Genomic DNA, 16,812 nt, shown 5'->3' on the forward strand with positions numbered 1-16,812 from the left:
CGCCGCTAGGCTGGGCCGATGAGCCTCCGCGATACCCTCGAATTCCTTGCCCAGCAGCCGTTGCTGGCGCTCGCATGCGGCGCGATCTTCGCCGTCACGCTCGGCGGCATGATCAAGCGCGTGACGCCCCGCCTCGGCCGGCTGATCCAGGGCCTCGGCAACCTCTCGCTGGTCGCGGCGCTGCTGCTGACGATCGTCCAGGTCGCCCGCCTGACCAGCGGGCACGACCTCGCGCTGCCGCAGATCGGCCTGCCCGAACAGCGCGTCACCGGCGGCGAGACGCGGATCGAGATGAGCAACGACGGCCATTTCTGGCTCCAGGCCAGCGTCAACGGCCAGAAACGCCGCTTCCTCGTCGATACCGGCGCGACGATCACCGCACTATCGGAAGGCACCGCCGAGGCGGCGCAGGTGGAGCAACAGGAACTGCGCCAGTCAGTCCTGATGCGCACCGCCAACGGCACAGTTACCGCTGAGCTCGCGCGGATCGACGAACTGCGCTTCGGCAACGTCGTCGCGCGCGATCTCGACGCGGTGATCGCGCCGGGTCTCGGCGAGACCAACGTCATCGGCATGAACCTGCTCTCGCGGTTGGCAAGCTGGCGGGTAGAAGGGCGGACGCTCGTGCTGGTGCCGAACCACCCGCAGAACAACACAGATCCTTCCTGACCGTCTCCCCCTGCGCAGGCAGGGGTCCAGATGACGGTGCGTGACACACTGCGTTGCGCCAAGTGGCTAGCTCATCTGGGCCCCCTGCCTTTGCAGGGGCGATGGATCAAGTTACGGCGATTAGAACTTGTTATCCCTTGGGAAACCCTGTGGCGGCAGGCGACCCGAGGCGCCGCGCGCGACCTTCCACATGCGCATGTCGGGTTCGGTGCGCACGCGGCCGGTATCGCCGCCCATCTTCCAGCTGAGGCCATCCTCCAGCTTCAGCGTCGTCGCGTCGGACAGGCCGCCGTCGCGGTAGCGCTGCAAGGTCACGCCCTGCCCCTTGGCCAGCAGCGGCAGTTCCTCGAGGTTGAAGATCAGCAGCTTGCGGTTGTCGCCGACCACGGCGACGTGATCGTGCTCGGGCGCGATCTCGCGCACCAGCACCAGCTTGACGCCGGGCTTGGTGTTCATCACGCCGCGGCCCTTGCGCGTCTCAGCCAGCAGTTCGTCAGCCTCGGCTGCAAAGCCGCGGCCGGTGTTCGAGGCGAGCAGCAGCTGGCCCTTGGGCTTGTAGACGATGCAGGCGACGATCTGCGCATCGGCGTCGATGTCGATCATCGTCCGGATCGGCTCGCCGAATCCGCGCGCTCCAGGCAGCTTGTCGGCCCCGAGCGTGTAGAACCGGCCGTTGTCGATCGCGATCAGCAGCTTGTCGGTGGTCTGGCAATGGAACGCGTAGGCCGGGCCGTCGCCTTCCTTGAACTTGAAGTCGCCATCCAGCGGGACGTGGCCCTTGGCACCGCGGATCCAGGCCTTGGCCGAGAGGATCACCGTCACCGGCTCCTTCTCGATCATCGCGTCCATGTTGAACTCGCGCGTCGGCGCCGCCTCGGCGATCGTCGTGCGGCGGCGACCGAGTTGAGTATCCTCGGCATATTCCTTGCGCAACGATTTGAGATCACGCTTCAATCGCGTGCGCTGCTTGGCCGGGCTGTCGAGCAGCTCCTGCAGTTCCCCCCTGCTCCTTGAGCAGGTCGGCGTGCTCCTTGCGGAGCTCCATTTCCTCGAGCTTGCGCAAGCTGCGCAGCCGCATGTTGAGGATCGCTTCGGCCTGGCGGTCGGTCAGGGCGAACTCGGCCATCATCAACACCTTGGGCTCGTCCTCGGTGCGGATGATCTCGATGACGCGGTCGAGGTTGAGGAAGGCGATGATATAGCCTTCGACCAGTTCGAGCCGCGCCGCGATCTTGTCCAGCCGGTGCTGGCTGCGCCGCAGCAGGATGTCGATCTGGCTGATGACCCACTCCTTGAGCAGGTCCTTGAGCCCGAGCACGCCCGGCGTCCGGTGCGCGTCGAGCACGTTGAGATTGAGGCTGAACCGCGACTCAAGCTCGGAAAGCCGGTAGAGAGATTCCTTAAGCAGATCAGGATCTACGTTGCGGTTCTTCGGAACCAGGACGAGGCGGATCGATTCGTCGCTCTCGTCGCGGATGTCCTCGAGAATCGGCAGCTTCTTGTCGGCTATCAGGCTGGCGATCTGCTCGATCAGCTTGCCCTTCTGGACCATGTAGGGGATCTCGGAGACCACCAACTGCCACATGCCGTTGCCGAGCCGCTCGATCCCGGCTTCGCGGTCCTCGGCCTTTTCCGCCTCGGCTGCGTGAAACCGCGCGCGCACACGGAAAGCGCCCTTGCCGGTCTCGTAGGCGTGCGAGATCATCGCCGGGCTGTCGACGATGACCCCGCCCGTGGCGAAATCGGGGCCGTGGAACACCTGCATGAGTTCGGCATGTTCGGTGTTTGGATTGTCGATCAGCAGCAGGGTCGCGTCGATGATCTCGGCGACGTTGTGGCTGGGCACCGAGGTCGCCATGCCCACGGCGATGCCGGTCGAGCCGTTGGCGAGCAGGTTGGGGAACAGGCCGGGGAATATCTCGGGCTCTTCCTCCTCGCCGTTGTAGGTCGGGTGGAATTCGACCGTGCCCTCGTCGAGCCCGGCCATGAGCTGGATCGCCGTGCGCGTCAGCCGCGCTTCGGTGTAGCGGTAGGCGGCGGCGTTATCGCCGTCGATATTGCCGAAGTTCCCCTGCCCTTCGACCAGCGGGTAGCGCAGTGAGAAGTCCTGCGCGAGGCGGACCATCGCATCGTAGACCGAGGCATCGCCGTGCGGGTGGTATTTGCCGATGACGTCGCCGACAACGCGCGCCGACTTCTTGTAGGCGCTGGTCGGATCGAGCTTGAGACCGCGCATCGCCCAGAGCAGGCGGCGGTGGACCGGCTTCAGCCCGTCGCGCAGATCGGGCAGCGAACGCGCGGTGATCGTCGACAGCGCATAGACGAGGTAGCGCTCGCTAAGCGCGCTGTCGAAAGGCGCATCGACGATCGCGTCGAAAGGATCGGGTTCGGTTGTGCTGACCATGAAGCAACGGCCCTAGCAATGCGGGCGAGCGGGCGGAACAGCCAAGGCGGGGTTTTCCGCCGCTGTTCGCCTAGCGCAGCTGCATATCGCGCGATTCGCCGGGGATATGGACCTCGATCCCGTCGAGCGCCGGCGTGAGAGCGATCTGGCAGGACAGCCGGCTGGTGCGGGTGACGCCGGCGGCGAGGTCGAGCATGTCCTCCTCGTCGGCCGAGGCGGGCTTCAGCTTGGCGAACCAGTCAGGCGCGACGACGACGTGGCAGGTCGAGCAGGCCATCTGCCCTTCGCAGGTGCCTTCGAGCGGCATGCCCGCGCCCTGGCCGACCTCGAGCAGCCGCGTGCCTTCTGCCGCGTCGACTTCAAGGCGCGCGCCATCGGCACTGATGAACGTTACTCGGACCACGTCAAACTCCCTGCGCCGCCGCTGCGGCGACGATCCGTGCGCAGGCATCCTCCAAATCCCCGGGCCGGGTATAACGTCCGAATCCGATACGAATAGAGCTTTTCGCTTGCCTGTCGGTGAGCCCGATCGCGCGCAGGACGTGACTCGGCCGCCCCGAGCCGCTGGCGCAGGCCGAGCCCGCCGAAAAGGCCAGGTCACGCAGGTCCGACATCAGCCGGGCGACGTCGAGGCCGTCCAGACGCAGGTTGAGATTGCCCAACCAACGCGACGCCTCGTTGCCGTTCAGTTGCCACCCGGCGAAGATTCTGCGCGCCGACTTCCACAGTTCGGCGACATGCGCGGCGTCCTCTTCCATTCGCGCCTTGGCAAGTACCGCGGCCGCGCCGAAGCCGGCGCAGAGCGCTGGACTCAAAGTGCCCGAGCGCAGCCCGCCTTCCTGCCCGCCACCGTGAATTAGCGGCGCCAGTTCGACCCCGTCGCGGATCCACAGTGCGCCGATGCCCTTGGGGCCACAGAGCTTGTGCGCCGACAGCGCGATCAGGTCGGCCCCCTCGGACGGCGCGAGCTTGCCCGCACCCTGGACCGCGTCACAGAGGAACAGCGCGCCGGCATCGTGCGCTGCGCGGGCGAGTTCTGCGACGGGCTGGATCGTGCCTATCTCGTTGTTGACCTGCATTACCGCGACGAGATCGGTGCCGGCGGGAATGGTCGTATCCTTTGGGACAAGGCCATCGCTTCCCACCTCGATCATCCGAACCCCCGCGCCACTGGCGGCTGCAGCGTCGAGAACGGCCGCATGTTCTATCGTAGAAACAGCGATCTGTGATGGTCTTCTACCAAGGATAGCGAGGTTCAATGCCTCTGTTGCGCTGCCGGTGAAGACCACCTGCCCGCCAGTCGGCAGCAGCGTTGCAACCTGTTCGCGCGCGAGATCGATCGCCGCGGCGGCAGTGCGGCCGGGACGGTGCGGGCTGTGCGGGTTCGCGAAGCCCATTGCCTCGGGTCCCGACAACCAAGGCAACATGGCCTCGCGTGCCTCGGGAGCGAGCGGCGTGGTGGCCTGGTAATCGAGGTAGATCATCCTGCTGCGCTCGCCTTGCCGGCGACTTCGGACCAAGCCGCTGCGAAGCGCTCGATCTCTTCCCCTGTCGTTTCCTTGCCGATGCTTACACGAATGACTTCAGAGGTAACCTTATCATCCAAAGCCATCGCCCCAAGCACATGGCTGGTGCGCAGCGAGCCCGACGAACACGCGCTCCCGGCCGAAACGGCAATGCCCATGCCGTCGAAGCGGATGAGTTGAGCGGCGGCGGACTTGCCGGGCATGCGATAGGCGCCGATCGTCGGGACTCGCGGCGACTCCCCGGCCACCACCTCACCGCCGGCGGCCAGAATCGACAGCTCCAATTGCTGCCGCAGTCGCGCCGCAGTGGCGAGCCAATCGCTGCTTTCCCCAAGCGCGGCGGCCATTGCCAGCACTCCAGGCAGGTTTTCGGTGCCGGCGCGGTAGCCGCGCTCCTGTCCGCCGGTCGGGCGCAGCATGGCCCAGTCACGGACGAGCAGCGCGCCCACCCCGATCGGTCCGCCGAACTTGTGCGCGGAAAGCGCGATCAGGTCGGCATCGGGCAGAGCGATCTTGCTTACGCCCTGCGCGCAATCGGCAAGCAACAATCCACCCGCCGCGCGGACCACCGCCGCGATCTCGTCGAGGGGCTGGATCACGCCGGTCTCGTTGTTCACCTGCTGCACCGTGACCAGCCCGCCGAGCGCCGCCGTGGACGGATCGACCAGCCCGCCGGAATCGACCGCTAGCCGCACCGCGCTTTCGGCATGGCGCAGGACCGCTTCATGCTCGACCGAGGAAACCGAGGCGAGCGGCAGACGGCAGCGGCTGATGGCCAGTGCCAGCGCCTCGCTGGCACCCGAAGTGAAGATCACTTCGCCCGTCCAGCCCAAGGCCTTGGCGATCCGCGCCCGCGCATCCTCGAGCGCCGCCCGCGCCCGCCGGCCCTCGGCGTGCGGGCTCGAGGGATTAGCCCATTCGGCGAATCCGGCGAGCATCGCCTCGCGCGCCGTGGGGAGCAGCGGCGTGGTCGCGGCGTGGTCGAGATAGATGCGTTCTGCCGGCATTTTCGTAATCATTGCTTTCGCTGCAACCCTTTCTATATAGCGCTCTCTTTCCAATCCCAGCCCTATCCGGCCCGGCGGCCTCGCAAGACGCGGGCGCCGCGGATGGGCTCAAGCAGAGCCAGTCGCCCATGCCAGCAGTCATCTTCCCCGGACCCGAAGGCCGCCTCGAAGGCCGTTTCCAGCCGGGGCCGCGCCCGCGGGCGCCCGTCGCCATGATCCTCCACCCGCATCCGCAGGCGGGCGGGACGATGAACGACCGCATCACCCAGGCGATGTACAAGACCTTCGTCAACCGCGGCTTCGCCACACTCCGCTTCAACTTCCGCGGCGTCGGCCGCAGCCAGGGCAGCTTCGACAACGGCATCGGTGAACTGTCCGACGCCGCGGCCGCGCTCGACTGGGTGCAGTCGATCCACCCCGAGGCCTCGACCACCTGGATCGCCGGCTACTCGTTCGGCGCGCTGATCGGCATGCAGCTGCTGATGCGCCGCCCCGAAATCCGGGGCTTCATCTCGGTCGCGCCGCCGGCGAACATGTACGACTTCAGCTTCCTGGCGCCCTGCCCCGCTTCGGGCATCATCGTCCAGGGCGTATCCGACACGGTGGTGACGCCGAACGCCGTGCAGAAGCTCGTCGACAAGCTGCGCACGCAAAAGCACATCACGATCCACCACGACGAGATCCCGCGCGCCAACCACTTCTTCGAGAACGAGCTCGACGAGATGATGCGCTCGGTCGACAACTATCTCGACATGCGCCTCTCGCCGGATTGCCCGATCAAGTGATCTGAGGTTCGGCGCTCCCGCGCATCGCGGGGCGCTGGCCTACTCCTTGGCCGCACTCACCAGCGACTGCCCGCTCTGGCCCGGCAGCGTCCAGATCGCGACGTTGACCGCCATGACAACGGCCAGCACCAGCATCAGCGTGACCTGCTTCCGCGAACCGCCCCTGCGCCACAGCCAGAAGGCGCCCACAATCAGCGCGAGCGTGGTCAACACCAGCAACGACAGAGCCAGCGACGCCATCAGATACGGTCCGCGTCGGCGTCGTTCTCGTCAGGGGTCAGGGTATTGAGCAGCATGCCCAAGCCGTCGAGCCCGCCGCTGCCTTCCGCGCCGCTACCGCCAGCGCGCGCGGTGATATAGCCGCCGACCAGCATCGCCAGCCCCGGCAGCACGCGCTCGCCCAGCGCCTGGTCGAGCCCCGCGTTGCGTTCCGCCTCTATCAGCACAGCGCGGCGCGCGACGTCGGGGCCTATGGCGAGATCGAGGATTGCATTACCGGGATCGGTCTCGAGCGGCCCGGGTCCCATGACATCGGCGGCCAACTGGCCGCCGCCTAGGGTGGTCAATTCATCGACAAGCGCCCGAACCCCCTCGTCGCCGCGGCCCGAACGATCGGCGACACGGCGCAGGCCACCCAGCAAGGCCGGCAAAAGCGCTTCGGCCCCCGCCGCCACTTCGGCCGGGCTGGCGCCAATCTGGCGCGATAGCGCATTGATACCCCCGCTGCGACGCAGCGTGGTCAGCCAATCCATTGGGTGCCCTCCTTGCCAGGCACTGATTATTCTTGCGACCTTTCCGAATGTCTAACTGAACAGGCGTCCCGTTGGATAGTGGACACCACATAAAAATTTAACGGTCGACCAGAAGGGGCGGAACCCGCCTGCGGACGAGTGCCCAGCCCATCGCCGGTCGATACGTCTGCGAACGCGCGGCGCTCAGCTCTTGCCGAACAGCCCCTTGGCCATGCCGGTGATGTCGTTGAGCGGATTGCCGTCGCCGTCGCGGTCGAGCATGCCGAGCAGACCTGAGGCCTGCGGATTGTCCTTGAGGATATTCGCGAATTCGCCAAGCGAGCCCTCGCCGCCGATATGCTCGACGATCTGGCTGAGAATGCCGGTATCGAGGCCGGTCTTGGCCGCGGCGCCTTCGATCGTATCGCCGGCTTCCTGGTGCGACTGGCCGAGCGCAGCGATCGCCTTCTCGGCGACCGACTTATCGAGACCGAGCTTCTCGGCCATGTTGCCGACGTCGACGTTCTGGCCGAACTGGCTGAAGATGCTGTCCAAAATGCTCATGGGCACGACTCCATTGGGGAAGCGCGATGATGCGCTCTCCGGCAGTGAGCGCAAGCGCCTTGTGGCCGCCCGCCGCGGAAGCCAGGGCGCTAGAGCAGGCTGGCGGCGATTTCCGGTTCGATCCAGCCGCGCCGCGCTTCGACAGAGAACAGCCGTTCGCGCGAGTAGAAGCGTAGCGGCCAGTCACGGGGCGCCATCGGGCTCTTGAGCAGGCCGTTCACCAGCGCGAGAAGGTCATCGCCCTCGCACATCGCCAGGAAGGCGCGCACGCCGCGAATGTAGAGTTGCGTGATCGTCTCGTGATAGCCCGCCGTGTCGGTGTTCTGTCCGCCCACGCTCTCGTTGAAGCGGCGGATCAGGCCGGGCAAATCGCGTTCAGGAAACACGTCGGGGCGTTCGATGATCAGCCAGAGGCAGGTCGAGAGATGTGCCTCGTGCGTCCAGCCTTGCTTGGGCAAGGCGCAGGCCAGCATAGCTTCGCCGACGCGCCGGATCTCGGCGGCATCGGCGAACAGTCGGATCGTGTGGTCGGTCACTGGAAAACTCCGGGACTGGAACGACCCGGAGTTTTCCGGATCAATCAGGCCGCGACGGGAGCCGCCTTGCGGACGCCCTCGTCGACATGGGCTTCGAACTCGGCAAAGTTCTCGATGAACTTGCGGACGAGGTCCTGCGCGGTCTTGTCGTACTCGGCCGGATCGGCCCAGGCGCCACGCGGGTCGAGCAGCTTGCTGTCGACGCCCGGGACGGCCACGGGAACCTCGAAGCCGAAATTCGGGTCTTCGCGGAACTCGGCATTGTTCAGGCTGCCGTCGAGCGCGGCGTTGAGCAGCGCGCGGGTGGCCTTGATCGGCATGCGCTTGATGCCCGGCATCGTCGCCTTGCCGCCTGACCAGCCGGTGTTGACCAGCCAGCACTTGACCCCGCCCTTGGCGATCCGCTCCTTGAGCAGGTTGCCGTAGATCGAGGGGTGGCGCGGCATGAAGGGCGCGCCGAAGCAGGTCGAGAAGGTCGCCTCGGGCTCGGTCACGCCGATCTCGGTACCGGCAACGCGGGCGGTGTAGCCCGAGAGGAAGTGGTACATCGCCTGGTCGGGCGTCAGACGCGCGATCGGCGGCAGCACGCCGTAAGCGTCGGCCGTCAGGAAGATGATGTTCTGCGGTACCGGACCGAGGTTCTTCTCCGAGGTGTTCGGGATGAAGTCGATCGGGTAGGAGCCGCGGCTGTTCTCGGCGAGCGAGGCGTCATCGAAGTCGAGCTGGCGAGTGACCGGATCCATCACCACGTTCTCCAGCACCGTGCCGAAACGCTTGGTCGTCGCGAAGATCTCGGGCTCGGCTTCGGCCGAGAGGCGGATCATCTTGGCGTAGCAGCCGCCCTCGAAGTTGAACACGGCGGTGTCCGACCAGCCGTGCTCGTCGTCACCGATCAGCGTGCGGCTGGCATCGGCCGAAAGCGTGGTCTTGCCGGTGCCCGACAGGCCGAAGAACACCGCGGTGTCGCCATCGGGGCCGATGTTGGCCGAGCAGTGCATCGGCATGACGCCCTTCACGGGCAGCAGATAATTCAGAATACCGAAGACGCTCTTCTTCATCTCCCCGGCATAGGACGTGCCGCCGATGAGAATCAGTTTCTCGGTGAAGTTGACCGCGATCACGGTCTCAGTGCGGCTGCCGTGGCGCGCAGGATCGGCGCGGAAGCTGGGCAGGTCGATGATCGTGTATTCGGGGACGAAGCCAGCGAGGTCGGCCTCGGTCGGACGTACCAGCAGCGTGCGGATGAACAGGTTGTGCCAGGCGAATTCGTTGATCACGCGCACGTTGACGCGGTTTTCCGGCTGCGAGCCGCCGAACAGGTCGGCGACGTAGAGCTGGTCCTTGTCGCCCAGCGCCTTGAGGAAGTCTTCCTTGAGGTTGGCGAAGTGCTCGGGCGTCATCGGGACGTTGGTCTTGCCCCACCACACGGCGTTCTCTGTCTCGGCGTCGCGGACGATGAACTTGTCCTTGGCCGAGCGGCCGGTGTGCTTGCCCGTGGCGACGACCAGCGGACCGTCGGCGGCAAGGCTACCTTCGCCGTTACGAACGGCGTGTTCGACCAGCGGGGCAGTACCGAGATTGGCGAAGATATTCGCCTTGGTGGTAATGCCCTGGCGATCGAGTGCGTAGCTAAGCGAAGGCGTGGTCAACGTCGTCTCCCGTAAGTGCGATCCCGGTCGCCGGACGTCAAACCGGCGTGTCGCGAATGGGTTGCAAGAATCGCAGCGCGCATAGTCGACGCGCCTCTTCCCGTCAAATTAGCCGGCATTCGCGACAGATAGAATAACCTTGCTGTCTGCAAGGCGCAATTTGCGCCAAGTTGTCAGCCGCGGCGCGAAGGGCTAACTCCCGCTTTGCCCACATTTCCCCGGGCATTCTGAGGATCCGCGCGAAAGTGACCACGGCCGAGCCGCCCGATTCCGATCCGCCAGCCGCAACCGGCACTGCCGATCCCAATGCTGCGCCCCATGGTGCGCAGCAATGCATCGCGCTGGTGGACGACGACCGCAACATCCTCACCACCGTTTCGATCTTCCTGCAGTCGGAGGGATTCGCCACGCGGGTCTATGCCGATGGCGAGACCGCGCTGAAGGCGCTGCTGGAGAATCCGCCCGACCTCGCCATCTTCGACATCAAGATGCCGCGGCTGGACGGGCTCGAGCTGCTGCAGCGGCTGCGCGAGCGCAGTTCGCTGCCGGTGATCTTCCTGACCTCGAAGGACGAGGAGCCCGACGAGGCGCTGGGCCTCGCCATGGGCGCCGACGACTATATCACCAAGCCGTTCAGCCAGCGGCTGCTGGTCGCGCGCATCCGCGCGATCCTGCGCCGCACCGAGCTGGTCCGCGCCGCGCCCGACGAGCCGGCCCCCGAAGGCCTGCCCGAACCGATCCATCGCGGCCGCCTGACGATCGATCCCGCGCGCCACAGCGTGACCTGGGACGGCAAGCCGGTGTCGCTGACCGTCACCGAATTCCTCATCCTCGAATCGCTCGCCATGCGCCCGGGCGTGGTCAAGAGCCGCAACCAGCTGATGGACGCGGCTTACAGCGACGACATCTTCGTCGACGACCGCACGATCGACAGCCACATCAAGCGGCTGCGGCGCAAGTTCCGCGGGGTCGATTCGGAGTTTGGCGCGATCGATACGCTCTACGGCGCCGGTTACTCCTTTACCGATGGCTGACGGCCCGTTGAAGACGGTCGGGCACACAGATGCCTGACAGCGAGGCCTCGGCCGAACGGCTGTTCTGGTCGCGCCGGGTCTCGCTGACGACCCGAATCCTCGCGGTCAACGTCATCGCGCTGGTCCTGCTCGCGGGCAGCCTGTTCTACCTCGATTCCTACCGCAACCGGCTGATCGCCGAACGCTTCGGCCTTGCGCGGGCCGAAGTGCAGATCACCGCCGAGGCGCTGGGCGGGCTCAACCGGACCAAGCGCAAGGCGTTGCTCATGCGGATCGGCGCCGAGCAGAAGCTGCGGCTGCGGCTCTATGACCGCAAGAACGTGCTCGTGGCCGACAGCTTTGCGCTGGTCGGCCCCGCCTTCACTTTCGCCGATCCGGGCAAGCAACCCTGGTACATGGAGACCGCGCGGGCCATCGACCGCGGTGTCGACATCCTGGTCGGGGCGCCGCCGATCCCCGACTACCGGGAATCCGAGGAGGGCGACGGCAGCGCCTGGAGCGAAGTCGGCGAAGCGCGCGCCGGCAAGGTCACGGTGATGCGCCAGTGGCGCGCGCCCGACCGCACTCCGGTCATCACCGCCGCCGCGCCCGTGGGCGAGAAGGGCGACGTGCTGTTGACCATGCGCAACGCCACCGACATCACCCAGAACATCCGCGACGCGCGCCAGACTCTGGCGATCGTCGTCGGCACCGCGCTGATCGTGTCGATCCTGCTGTCGCTGTTCCTCGCGCGCACGATCATCCAGCCGCTGCGGCTGCTGGTGCGCGCGGCGATCCGCGTCCGGCTGGGCCGCGACCGCGAGGTGGTGGTGCCGCGCCTGCCCGAGCGCCGCGACGAGATCGGCATGCTCGCGCGCGCCATCTCCGACATGAGCGCGGCGCTGCGCCAGCGCATCGATGCAGTGGAAAGCTTCGCCGCCGACGTCGCGCACGAGATCAAGAATCCGCTGGCGAGCCTGCGCAGCGCGCTCGAATCGACCGAGCGCGTCACCGACCCCGACCTGCGCCGCCAACTGCTCGACATTGCCAGCCACGACGTCAAGCGGATCGACCGCCTGGTCACCGAGATCGCTGACGCCAGCCGCATCGATGCCGAGCTCAGCCGCACGACCTTCGAGCCGGTCGACATGGTGAAGCTGGTCCTGGCGCTGGTCTCGGCCCGCGACAGCCGCGGGGTCAACGGCGCGACCCGGATCGAGGTGACGCACCGCGGCGCAGGCACCTGCTACGTCCCCGGCGACGCCGCGCGGCTCGAACGCGTGCTCGAGAACCTGTTCGACAACGCCGTGTCGTTCTCGCCCGATCCCGGCACGATCGAGGTCGACATCCTCTGCGACGACGAGCACGTCGGCATCGCCGTCTCCGACCACGGCCCCGGCATCGCCGAAGACGCGCGCGAGAAGGTGTTCGAGCGGTTCCACTCGCTGCGCCCGGCCGGCGAGGACTTCGGTAGTCACAGCGGCCTCGGCCTCGCCATTGCGCGGACCATCGTCGAGGCGCATTACGGCACGCTCTCGGCCGAGAACCGCAGCGATGGCCAGCCCGGCGCACGCCTGATGATCGATCTGCCCGCCTGGGAGACTGTCTAGATGGACGCGCACCAGGCGACCTGCGTTGTGATCGGTGCGCGCGCGATGCTGATCGAAGGCGCTCCGGGCTGCGGCAAGTCGAGCCTGGCGCTGGCGCTGATCGACCGCGGCGCCGTGCTGGTTGGCGACGACGGCGTGCTGCTCGAACCGCGCGGCGAGCGCCTGGTCGCGCTGCCCCATCCCAACACGCGCGGCCTGCTCGAAGTGCGAGGGCTCGGCCTGCTGACCTTCCCGGTTTGCGACGAGGCACCGGTCGCGCTGGTACTCGTCCTCGACCCCGACGCGCCCCGTTTTATCGAAAGCCCCGAAAGCACCACACGGGCCGGTATCGAACTACCGCTGCTGCGCCTGACGCCCGATAGCCAGGTTCAGCATCTCAAGGCCGAGCTTGCGCTGGAGCGCTACGGACTTGTCTGAGGTCGCAGGCTCACCTGCGGTTAAGTCTCAGCGCGGTACAGTCCCGCCTTTCCCCTTCCCTTTCTGCGGTGACGAGCACAGATTACCAATCGATGACCAGCGAGTCCGACGATAGCGGCAATAGCGACGCCCTTCGGGGCCAACCGCGTCAGCGCCTCCTGCTGGTCACCGGTCTCCTCGGCGCGGGCAAGACGACCGTGCTGCGCGTGCTCGAAGACCTCGGCTGGGAGGCGCTCGACAACTTTCCGATCCGCTTGCTCGAACGGCTGATCGACACCACTACGCCTGCCATCTCCGATCAGCGTCCACCGCTCGCGATCGGTTTCGACACGCGCACGCGCGGGTTCAATCCGCACGACATCATCGAGCGGGTGAAAAAACTCACCAAGCGCCACGACCTCGAGGTTACGACACTGTTCCTCGACTGCTCGGGGCGCGAGCTCGAACGGCGCTACAACGAGACACGCCGCCGCCATCCGCTCGCCGCCGACATGCCGGTGGCATCGGGCATCGCGGCCGAGCGCGAGCTCCTCGAACCGCTGCGGCGCTGGGCCGACAGCGTGATCGACACCACGCCCTATGCGGTCAACGAGCTGCAGCAGGTGATTCGCGAGCGTTTCCAGCCCCGCGCCACCCGCGCCTTGACGCTGACGGTCTCGAGCTTCGGCTTCTCGCGCGGCATGCCGCCGGTCGCCGACCTGGTGTTCGACATGCGCTTCCTCGACAATCCGCACTGGGACGACAAGCTGCGGCCGCTGACCGGACAGGACGCGGCGGTAGGCGAGCATATCCGCCAGGATCCCGCCTTCCCCGAGGCTTACACGCGCATCCGCGACCTCATCCTGTTCCTGCTTCCGCGCTACGAGGCGCAGGGCAAGGCCTATGTCCATATCGCCTTCGGCTGCACCGGCGGGCGGCACCGTTCGGTCTTCGTTGCCGAGCAAATCGCCACGGCCTTGCGCGACGCGGGTTTTTCCCCCACATTGCTGCACCGCAACCTGGGTTCACGGGCGGCCGACCTTCTCGAAGGGGCGACGGCATCGTGAGAAAATACAACGCATTCCAGGCGGTTTCGCAGGGGCTTCGGAGCGCTAATTCAGCATGATCGGGATGATTCTCGTCACCCACGGCAATCTTGCCGAGGAGTTTGTGAATGCGATGCAACATGTCGTCGGCCGTCAGGAGGCCGTGGCAACCGTCTGCATCGGCCCCAACGACGACATGGAACGCCGCCGGCGCGAGATTGCCGCGGCGATCAAGCAGGTCGACAGCGGCGAAGGCGCCATCATCCTGACCGACCTGTTCGGCGGGACCCCGTCGAACCTCGCCATCTCGCTGATGCAGGCCGGCCGCGTCGAAGTGATCGCGGGCATCAACCTGCCGATGCTGATCCGCCTGGCCAAGGCGCGCGAATGCATGTCGGTGCGCGACGCCGCGATCGCCGCACGCGATGCGGGGCGCAACTACATCACCATGGCGTCGGAATATCTGGGCCAGCACGCATAACAGGCGACTGGCACCTGGGAGCAGCATGCATGAGGGAGCACGCATGATCGCGGTCAAGGAAACTATCCAGATCATCAACCAGCGCGGCCTGCACGCCCGGGCGAGCGCCAAGTTCGTCAACATGGTCTCGCTGTTGCCCGACGGCCTCGACGTGCGCGTCAGCAAAGACGGCACCGAAGCCGCAGGTGGGTCTATCCTCGGCCTTATGATGCTCGGCGCCGCCAAGGGCGACGCGATCGACATCGCCGTCTCGGGCGAAGGCGCCGAAGCGGCGCTGCTCAAGCTCGCCGGGCTGGTCAAGGACGGCTTCGGCGAGGATTGATCCAGGGCCACCTCGCGCCTAGGCCCACCCCATGCACCGCACCATCACCGGCTTTTCCAACCCGACGGTAAAATTCCTCCGATCGCTGCGCGAGAAGAAGCACCGCAAGCAGGAGAAGCGCTTCCTCGCCGAGGGGCTGCGATTGCTGACCGACGCGCGTGAGAGCGGCAGGCTGCCCGAAATGCTGGCCATGGCGACGAAGCGCGAAGCCCACCCGCTGCTCGATGCGCTGATCGCCGACGTCACCGCCGCAGGCGGCGAAGTGCTGGAGATGGACGAGGAAATCCTCACCAAGGTCACCGGCAAGGACAACCCGCAGGCCGTCGCCGGTGTCTTCGCCGAATTCGACACGGGCCTGGAGAACCTCGACCGCAGCAAGGCACCGATCTGGCTGGTCGCCCAGGCGCTGCGCGATCCGGGCAATCTCGGCACGATGCTGCGCACCGGCGATGCTGTGGGCGCGGGCGGGCTGATCCTGATCGACGACTGCGCCGATCCCTTCTCGGTCGAAGCGGTGCGCGCTTCGATGGGGGCGGTATTCACCCAGAGCATTGCCCAGGCTCGCTGGGAGGACTTCATCGGCTGGCTGCGCGCCGGGGACGGCCAACTCGTCGCCGCCTCGCTCCGCGATTCCACCGACTACCGCACCGCGCCTTATGCGAGTCCCTGCTTCCTCATGGTGGGCAACGAATCGCGCGGGCTGCCCGCCGAGTACGAGGACGCCTGCGATCTGCGCGTGACGATGCCCATGCTCGGCCGCGCCGACAGTCTCAATGCCGCGGTTGCGGGTGCGGTGCTCGCCTACGAGGCGCTGGCGCACCTGCGGTGGAAACCGTAAAACCGCTCGCATCGCGCTATCGGGCGCGTGGACAAAGGAGCCGGCCCATGCGTCAGGTCTTACTCCCCCTCGCCTCTCTTGCCCTTCTCGCCGGTTGCACGACGACCGAAGCCGGTACGTCCACGCCTTCGCTGGGCGACTCCGAATGGAAATTCACCGCGATTGACGGCGCCCCGCCGGTCGGCGAAGCGACACTGTCGTTCCAGGGCGAGCGGCTCTCGGCCAATGCCGGCTGCAACCGCATGGGCGGCACCTGGCGCAGCGAAGGCGGCAAGCTGGTCGCCGGGCCGCTGATGGCAACCAAGATGTTCTGCGAGGGCAAGATGGACCAGGAACGCGCGGTCAGCGAACTGCTCGGCAACAGTCCGGACCTCGAGCTCAGCGCCGACCGGATGACGCTGAAGAACACCGCGCACTCGGCTGAACTGGTGCGCAAGTAGCGCGCTTCAGTCGCCAGCAACGAACGCCGTGATCTCCCAGCTATCGCCCGTACGGTTGGCAAGCAGGCGGTAGTCGAGCATCGAGCGCAGCTTGTCGGTGGCGACGTAGCCCTTCGCCCCGCTGCCTACGACCTTGACCTGCTGCAATGGCTTGCCGGGCAGCAGGCCCTTGTCGAGCGTCACGATATCCCACGACAGCTGCTGCTTGGCAGCCGATCCGGTATCGGCCGCGGCACGAAGCGGTACGTCGGCGCCCATGACGATCATCGCCGAATAGGAATCGACGTCGCCATAGTCCTGCGCGAAATACCAGGGGATCGTCAGCCCGCCGCCCTCCGATGCCGCGCAGCCGAGCGGTAGCAATTGCGCGAGTTCGTTCATCGCTTTGCCGTCGGGCGCTTTCAGCGCGGCGAGGAAGCGCTTGCGCCCGTCCTCGCCGGCAAAGCCGAGGCGGATGTCGGGGCTGGCCATCGCCGCTACGGCATCGGCGTCGCGGGCCTCGACCGCGGCGGCGAGTTTCTCGCGGAACGCCCGCGCGCCGGGCAGCTCGCGGCAGGCGTCGCGCGGGGCATATTTGCCCTTCTGGCGCGGCTCAGTCTGCCGGTCGAGCCAGAGCGAGGCCGCCTTGGTCGGATCGGGATCGGAGGCGGTTACGGTTGGGACAGGAGAGGCGGCTTCAGATGTAAGGGCAGCGTCGCTACTTGGCGGCGCCTGGGGCGACTCCGACTTCGAATGGCATCCGGCCAGCAGCGCCAGAATCACCCAACCGCCCAGATACCGCATGATATGTTCCCC

At 66.6% G+C, this 16,812-nt stretch carries 19 protein-coding genes and 1 pseudogene; 10 read left to right on the forward strand and 10 right to left on the reverse strand.

Features of this window, described 5'->3' with window-relative positions; genetic code table 11:
• Positions 1-18: 18 nt before the first annotated feature.
• Positions 19-669, forward strand: a complete 651-nt coding sequence (locus tag KRR38_RS10280; RefSeq protein WP_217401145.1) for a TIGR02281 family clan AA aspartic protease — start codon at positions 19-21, stop codon at positions 667-669.
• Between the two features lie 120 nt (positions 670-789).
• Here the strand turns inward: KRR38_RS10280 and parC are convergent.
• From parC to KRR38_RS10300, 4 genes and pseudogenes are all read right to left on the reverse strand, one after another.
• A pseudogene (gene parC, locus KRR38_RS10285) lies at positions 790-3,073 on the reverse strand (DNA topoisomerase IV subunit A).
• 70 nt (positions 3,074-3,143) lie between these two features.
• Entirely contained in the window at positions 3,144-3,476 is a 333-nt protein-coding gene (locus tag KRR38_RS10290; RefSeq protein ID WP_217401147.1) for a 2Fe-2S iron-sulfur cluster-binding protein, read from the reverse strand.
• 1 nt (position 3,477) lies between these two features.
• Positions 3,478-4,557, reverse strand: coding sequence for a cysteine desulfurase family protein (locus KRR38_RS10295; protein ID WP_217401149.1), 1,080 nt, complete (start codon positions 4,555-4,557; stop codon positions 3,478-3,480).
• Positions 4,554-5,606 (reverse strand): cysteine desulfurase family protein, encoded by a 1,053-nt coding sequence (locus tag KRR38_RS10300; RefSeq protein ID WP_217401151.1) that lies wholly within the window; start codon positions 5,604-5,606, stop codon positions 4,554-4,556. The genes KRR38_RS10295 and KRR38_RS10300 overlap by 4 nt, the downstream gene beginning before the upstream one ends.
• 128 nt (positions 5,607-5,734) lie before the next feature.
• Here KRR38_RS10300 and KRR38_RS10305 point away from each other — a divergent pair, with 128 nt between their 5' ends.
• On the forward strand, positions 5,735-6,391 hold the full coding sequence (locus KRR38_RS10305; RefSeq protein WP_217401153.1) for an alpha/beta hydrolase: 657 nt from the start codon (positions 5,735-5,737) through the stop codon (positions 6,389-6,391).
• Between the two features lie 39 nt (positions 6,392-6,430).
• Here KRR38_RS10305 and KRR38_RS10310 read toward each other — a convergent pair whose 3' ends face one another.
• The 5 genes from KRR38_RS10310 to KRR38_RS10330 form a co-directional block, all read right to left on the reverse strand.
• On the reverse strand, positions 6,431-6,631 hold the full coding sequence (locus tag KRR38_RS10310) for a hypothetical protein (RefSeq protein WP_217401155.1): 201 nt from the start codon (positions 6,629-6,631) through the stop codon (positions 6,431-6,433).
• On the reverse strand, positions 6,631-7,143 hold the full coding sequence (locus KRR38_RS10315) for a DUF937 domain-containing protein (protein ID WP_217401157.1): 513 nt from the start codon (positions 7,141-7,143) through the stop codon (positions 6,631-6,633). Before KRR38_RS10315 ends, KRR38_RS10310 begins: the two co-directional genes overlap by 1 nt.
• 183 nt (positions 7,144-7,326) lie before the next feature.
• A complete protein-coding gene (locus KRR38_RS10320; protein ID WP_217401159.1) occupies positions 7,327-7,686 on the reverse strand; it encodes a hypothetical protein in 360 nt (119 codons plus the stop codon).
• Positions 7,687-7,775: 89 nt separating this feature from the next.
• Entirely contained in the window at positions 7,776-8,159 is a 384-nt protein-coding gene (locus tag KRR38_RS10325) for a hypothetical protein (RefSeq protein ID WP_217407202.1), read from the reverse strand.
• A 107-nt stretch (positions 8,160-8,266) separates the two neighbouring features.
• A complete protein-coding gene (locus KRR38_RS10330; RefSeq protein ID WP_217401161.1) occupies positions 8,267-9,871 on the reverse strand; it encodes a phosphoenolpyruvate carboxykinase in 1,605 nt (534 codons plus the stop codon).
• A 335-nt stretch (positions 9,872-10,206) separates the two neighbouring features.
• Between KRR38_RS10330 and KRR38_RS10335 the strand changes: the two genes are divergently transcribed.
• The 8 genes from KRR38_RS10335 (at position 10,207) to KRR38_RS10370 (ending at position 16,017) form a co-directional block, all read left to right on the forward strand.
• Entirely contained in the window at positions 10,207-10,905 is a 699-nt protein-coding gene (locus KRR38_RS10335; protein ID WP_217407203.1) for a response regulator transcription factor, read from the forward strand.
• 29 nt (positions 10,906-10,934) lie between these two features.
• Positions 10,935-12,494 (forward strand): ATP-binding protein, encoded by a 1,560-nt coding sequence (locus KRR38_RS10340; protein WP_217401163.1) that lies wholly within the window; start codon positions 10,935-10,937, stop codon positions 12,492-12,494.
• Positions 12,495-12,911, forward strand: a complete 417-nt coding sequence (locus KRR38_RS10345; RefSeq protein ID WP_217401165.1) for an HPr kinase/phosphorylase — start codon at positions 12,495-12,497, stop codon at positions 12,909-12,911.
• Between the two features lie 92 nt (positions 12,912-13,003).
• Entirely contained in the window at positions 13,004-13,957 is a 954-nt protein-coding gene (gene rapZ / locus KRR38_RS10350) for an RNase adapter RapZ (RefSeq protein ID WP_217401167.1), read from the forward strand.
• Between the two features lie 55 nt (positions 13,958-14,012).
• Complete coding sequence (locus tag KRR38_RS10355; protein ID WP_217401169.1) at positions 14,013-14,417, forward strand: PTS sugar transporter subunit IIA; 405 nt, start codon at positions 14,013-14,015, stop codon at positions 14,415-14,417.
• A 43-nt stretch (positions 14,418-14,460) separates the two neighbouring features.
• Positions 14,461-14,739 carry an HPr family phosphocarrier protein gene (locus tag KRR38_RS10360; RefSeq protein ID WP_217401171.1) on the forward strand — a complete coding sequence of 93 codons (279 nt, stop codon included), beginning with the start codon at positions 14,461-14,463 and terminating at the stop codon, positions 14,737-14,739.
• A gap of 31 nt (positions 14,740-14,770) precedes the next feature.
• Complete coding sequence (locus KRR38_RS10365; protein ID WP_217401173.1) at positions 14,771-15,577, forward strand: RNA methyltransferase; 807 nt, start codon at positions 14,771-14,773, stop codon at positions 15,575-15,577.
• A gap of 47 nt (positions 15,578-15,624) precedes the next feature.
• On the forward strand, positions 15,625-16,017 hold the full coding sequence (locus tag KRR38_RS10370) for an META domain-containing protein (RefSeq protein ID WP_217401175.1): 393 nt from the start codon (positions 15,625-15,627) through the stop codon (positions 16,015-16,017).
• A gap of 6 nt (positions 16,018-16,023) precedes the next feature.
• Here the strand turns inward: KRR38_RS10370 and KRR38_RS10375 are convergent, their stop codons facing one another.
• Positions 16,024-16,800, reverse strand: coding sequence for a hypothetical protein (locus KRR38_RS10375; RefSeq protein ID WP_217401177.1), 777 nt, complete (start codon positions 16,798-16,800; stop codon positions 16,024-16,026).
• Positions 16,801-16,812: the final 12 nt, after the last annotated feature.

Origin of the sequence: Novosphingobium sp. G106, assembly GCF_019075875.1 — a bacterium.
GTDB lineage: Bacteria > Pseudomonadota > Alphaproteobacteria > Sphingomonadales > Sphingomonadaceae > Novosphingobium.

Bases quoted from the DNA above. Each gene is read 5' to 3' on its own strand.
- KRR38_RS10345 (WP_217401165.1), top strand. From the start codon at position 12,495: ATGGACGCGCACCAGGCGACCTGCGTTGTGATCGGTGCGCGCGCGATG.
- KRR38_RS10370 (WP_217401175.1), top strand. From the start codon at position 15,625: ATGCGTCAGGTCTTACTCCCCCTCGCCTCTCTTGCCCTTCTCGCCGGT.
- KRR38_RS10315 (WP_217401157.1), bottom strand. From the start codon at position 7,143: ATGGATTGGCTGACCACGCTGCGTCGCAGCGGGGGTATCAATGCGCTA.
- KRR38_RS10360 (WP_217401171.1), top strand. From the start codon at position 14,461: ATGATCGCGGTCAAGGAAACTATCCAGATCATCAACCAGCGCGGCCTG.
- KRR38_RS10295 (WP_217401149.1), bottom strand. From the start codon at position 4,557: ATGATCTACCTCGATTACCAGGCCACCACGCCGCTCGCTCCCGAGGCA.
- KRR38_RS10375 (WP_217401177.1), bottom strand. From the start codon at position 16,800: ATGCGGTATCTGGGCGGTTGGGTGATTCTGGCGCTGCTGGCCGGATGC.
- KRR38_RS10310 (WP_217401155.1), bottom strand. From the start codon at position 6,631: ATGGCGTCGCTGGCTCTGTCGTTGCTGGTGTTGACCACGCTCGCGCTG.
- KRR38_RS10365 (WP_217401173.1), top strand. From the start codon at position 14,771: ATGCACCGCACCATCACCGGCTTTTCCAACCCGACGGTAAAATTCCTC.
- KRR38_RS10300 (WP_217401151.1), bottom strand. From the start codon at position 5,606: ATGCCGGCAGAACGCATCTATCTCGACCACGCCGCGACCACGCCGCTG.
- KRR38_RS10305 (WP_217401153.1), top strand. From the start codon at position 5,735: ATGCCAGCAGTCATCTTCCCCGGACCCGAAGGCCGCCTCGAAGGCCGT.
- KRR38_RS10280 (WP_217401145.1), top strand. From the start codon at position 19: ATGAGCCTCCGCGATACCCTCGAATTCCTTGCCCAGCAGCCGTTGCTG.
- KRR38_RS10340 (WP_217401163.1), top strand. From the start codon at position 10,935: ATGCCTGACAGCGAGGCCTCGGCCGAACGGCTGTTCTGGTCGCGCCGG.
- KRR38_RS10325 (WP_217407202.1), bottom strand. From the start codon at position 8,159: ATGCTGGCCTGCGCCTTGCCCAAGCAAGGCTGGACGCACGAGGCACAT.
- KRR38_RS10320 (WP_217401159.1), bottom strand. From the start codon at position 7,686: ATGAGCATTTTGGACAGCATCTTCAGCCAGTTCGGCCAGAACGTCGAC.
- KRR38_RS10355 (WP_217401169.1), top strand. From the start codon at position 14,013: ATGATCGGGATGATTCTCGTCACCCACGGCAATCTTGCCGAGGAGTTT.
- rapZ (WP_217401167.1), top strand. From the start codon at position 13,004: ATGACCAGCGAGTCCGACGATAGCGGCAATAGCGACGCCCTTCGGGGC.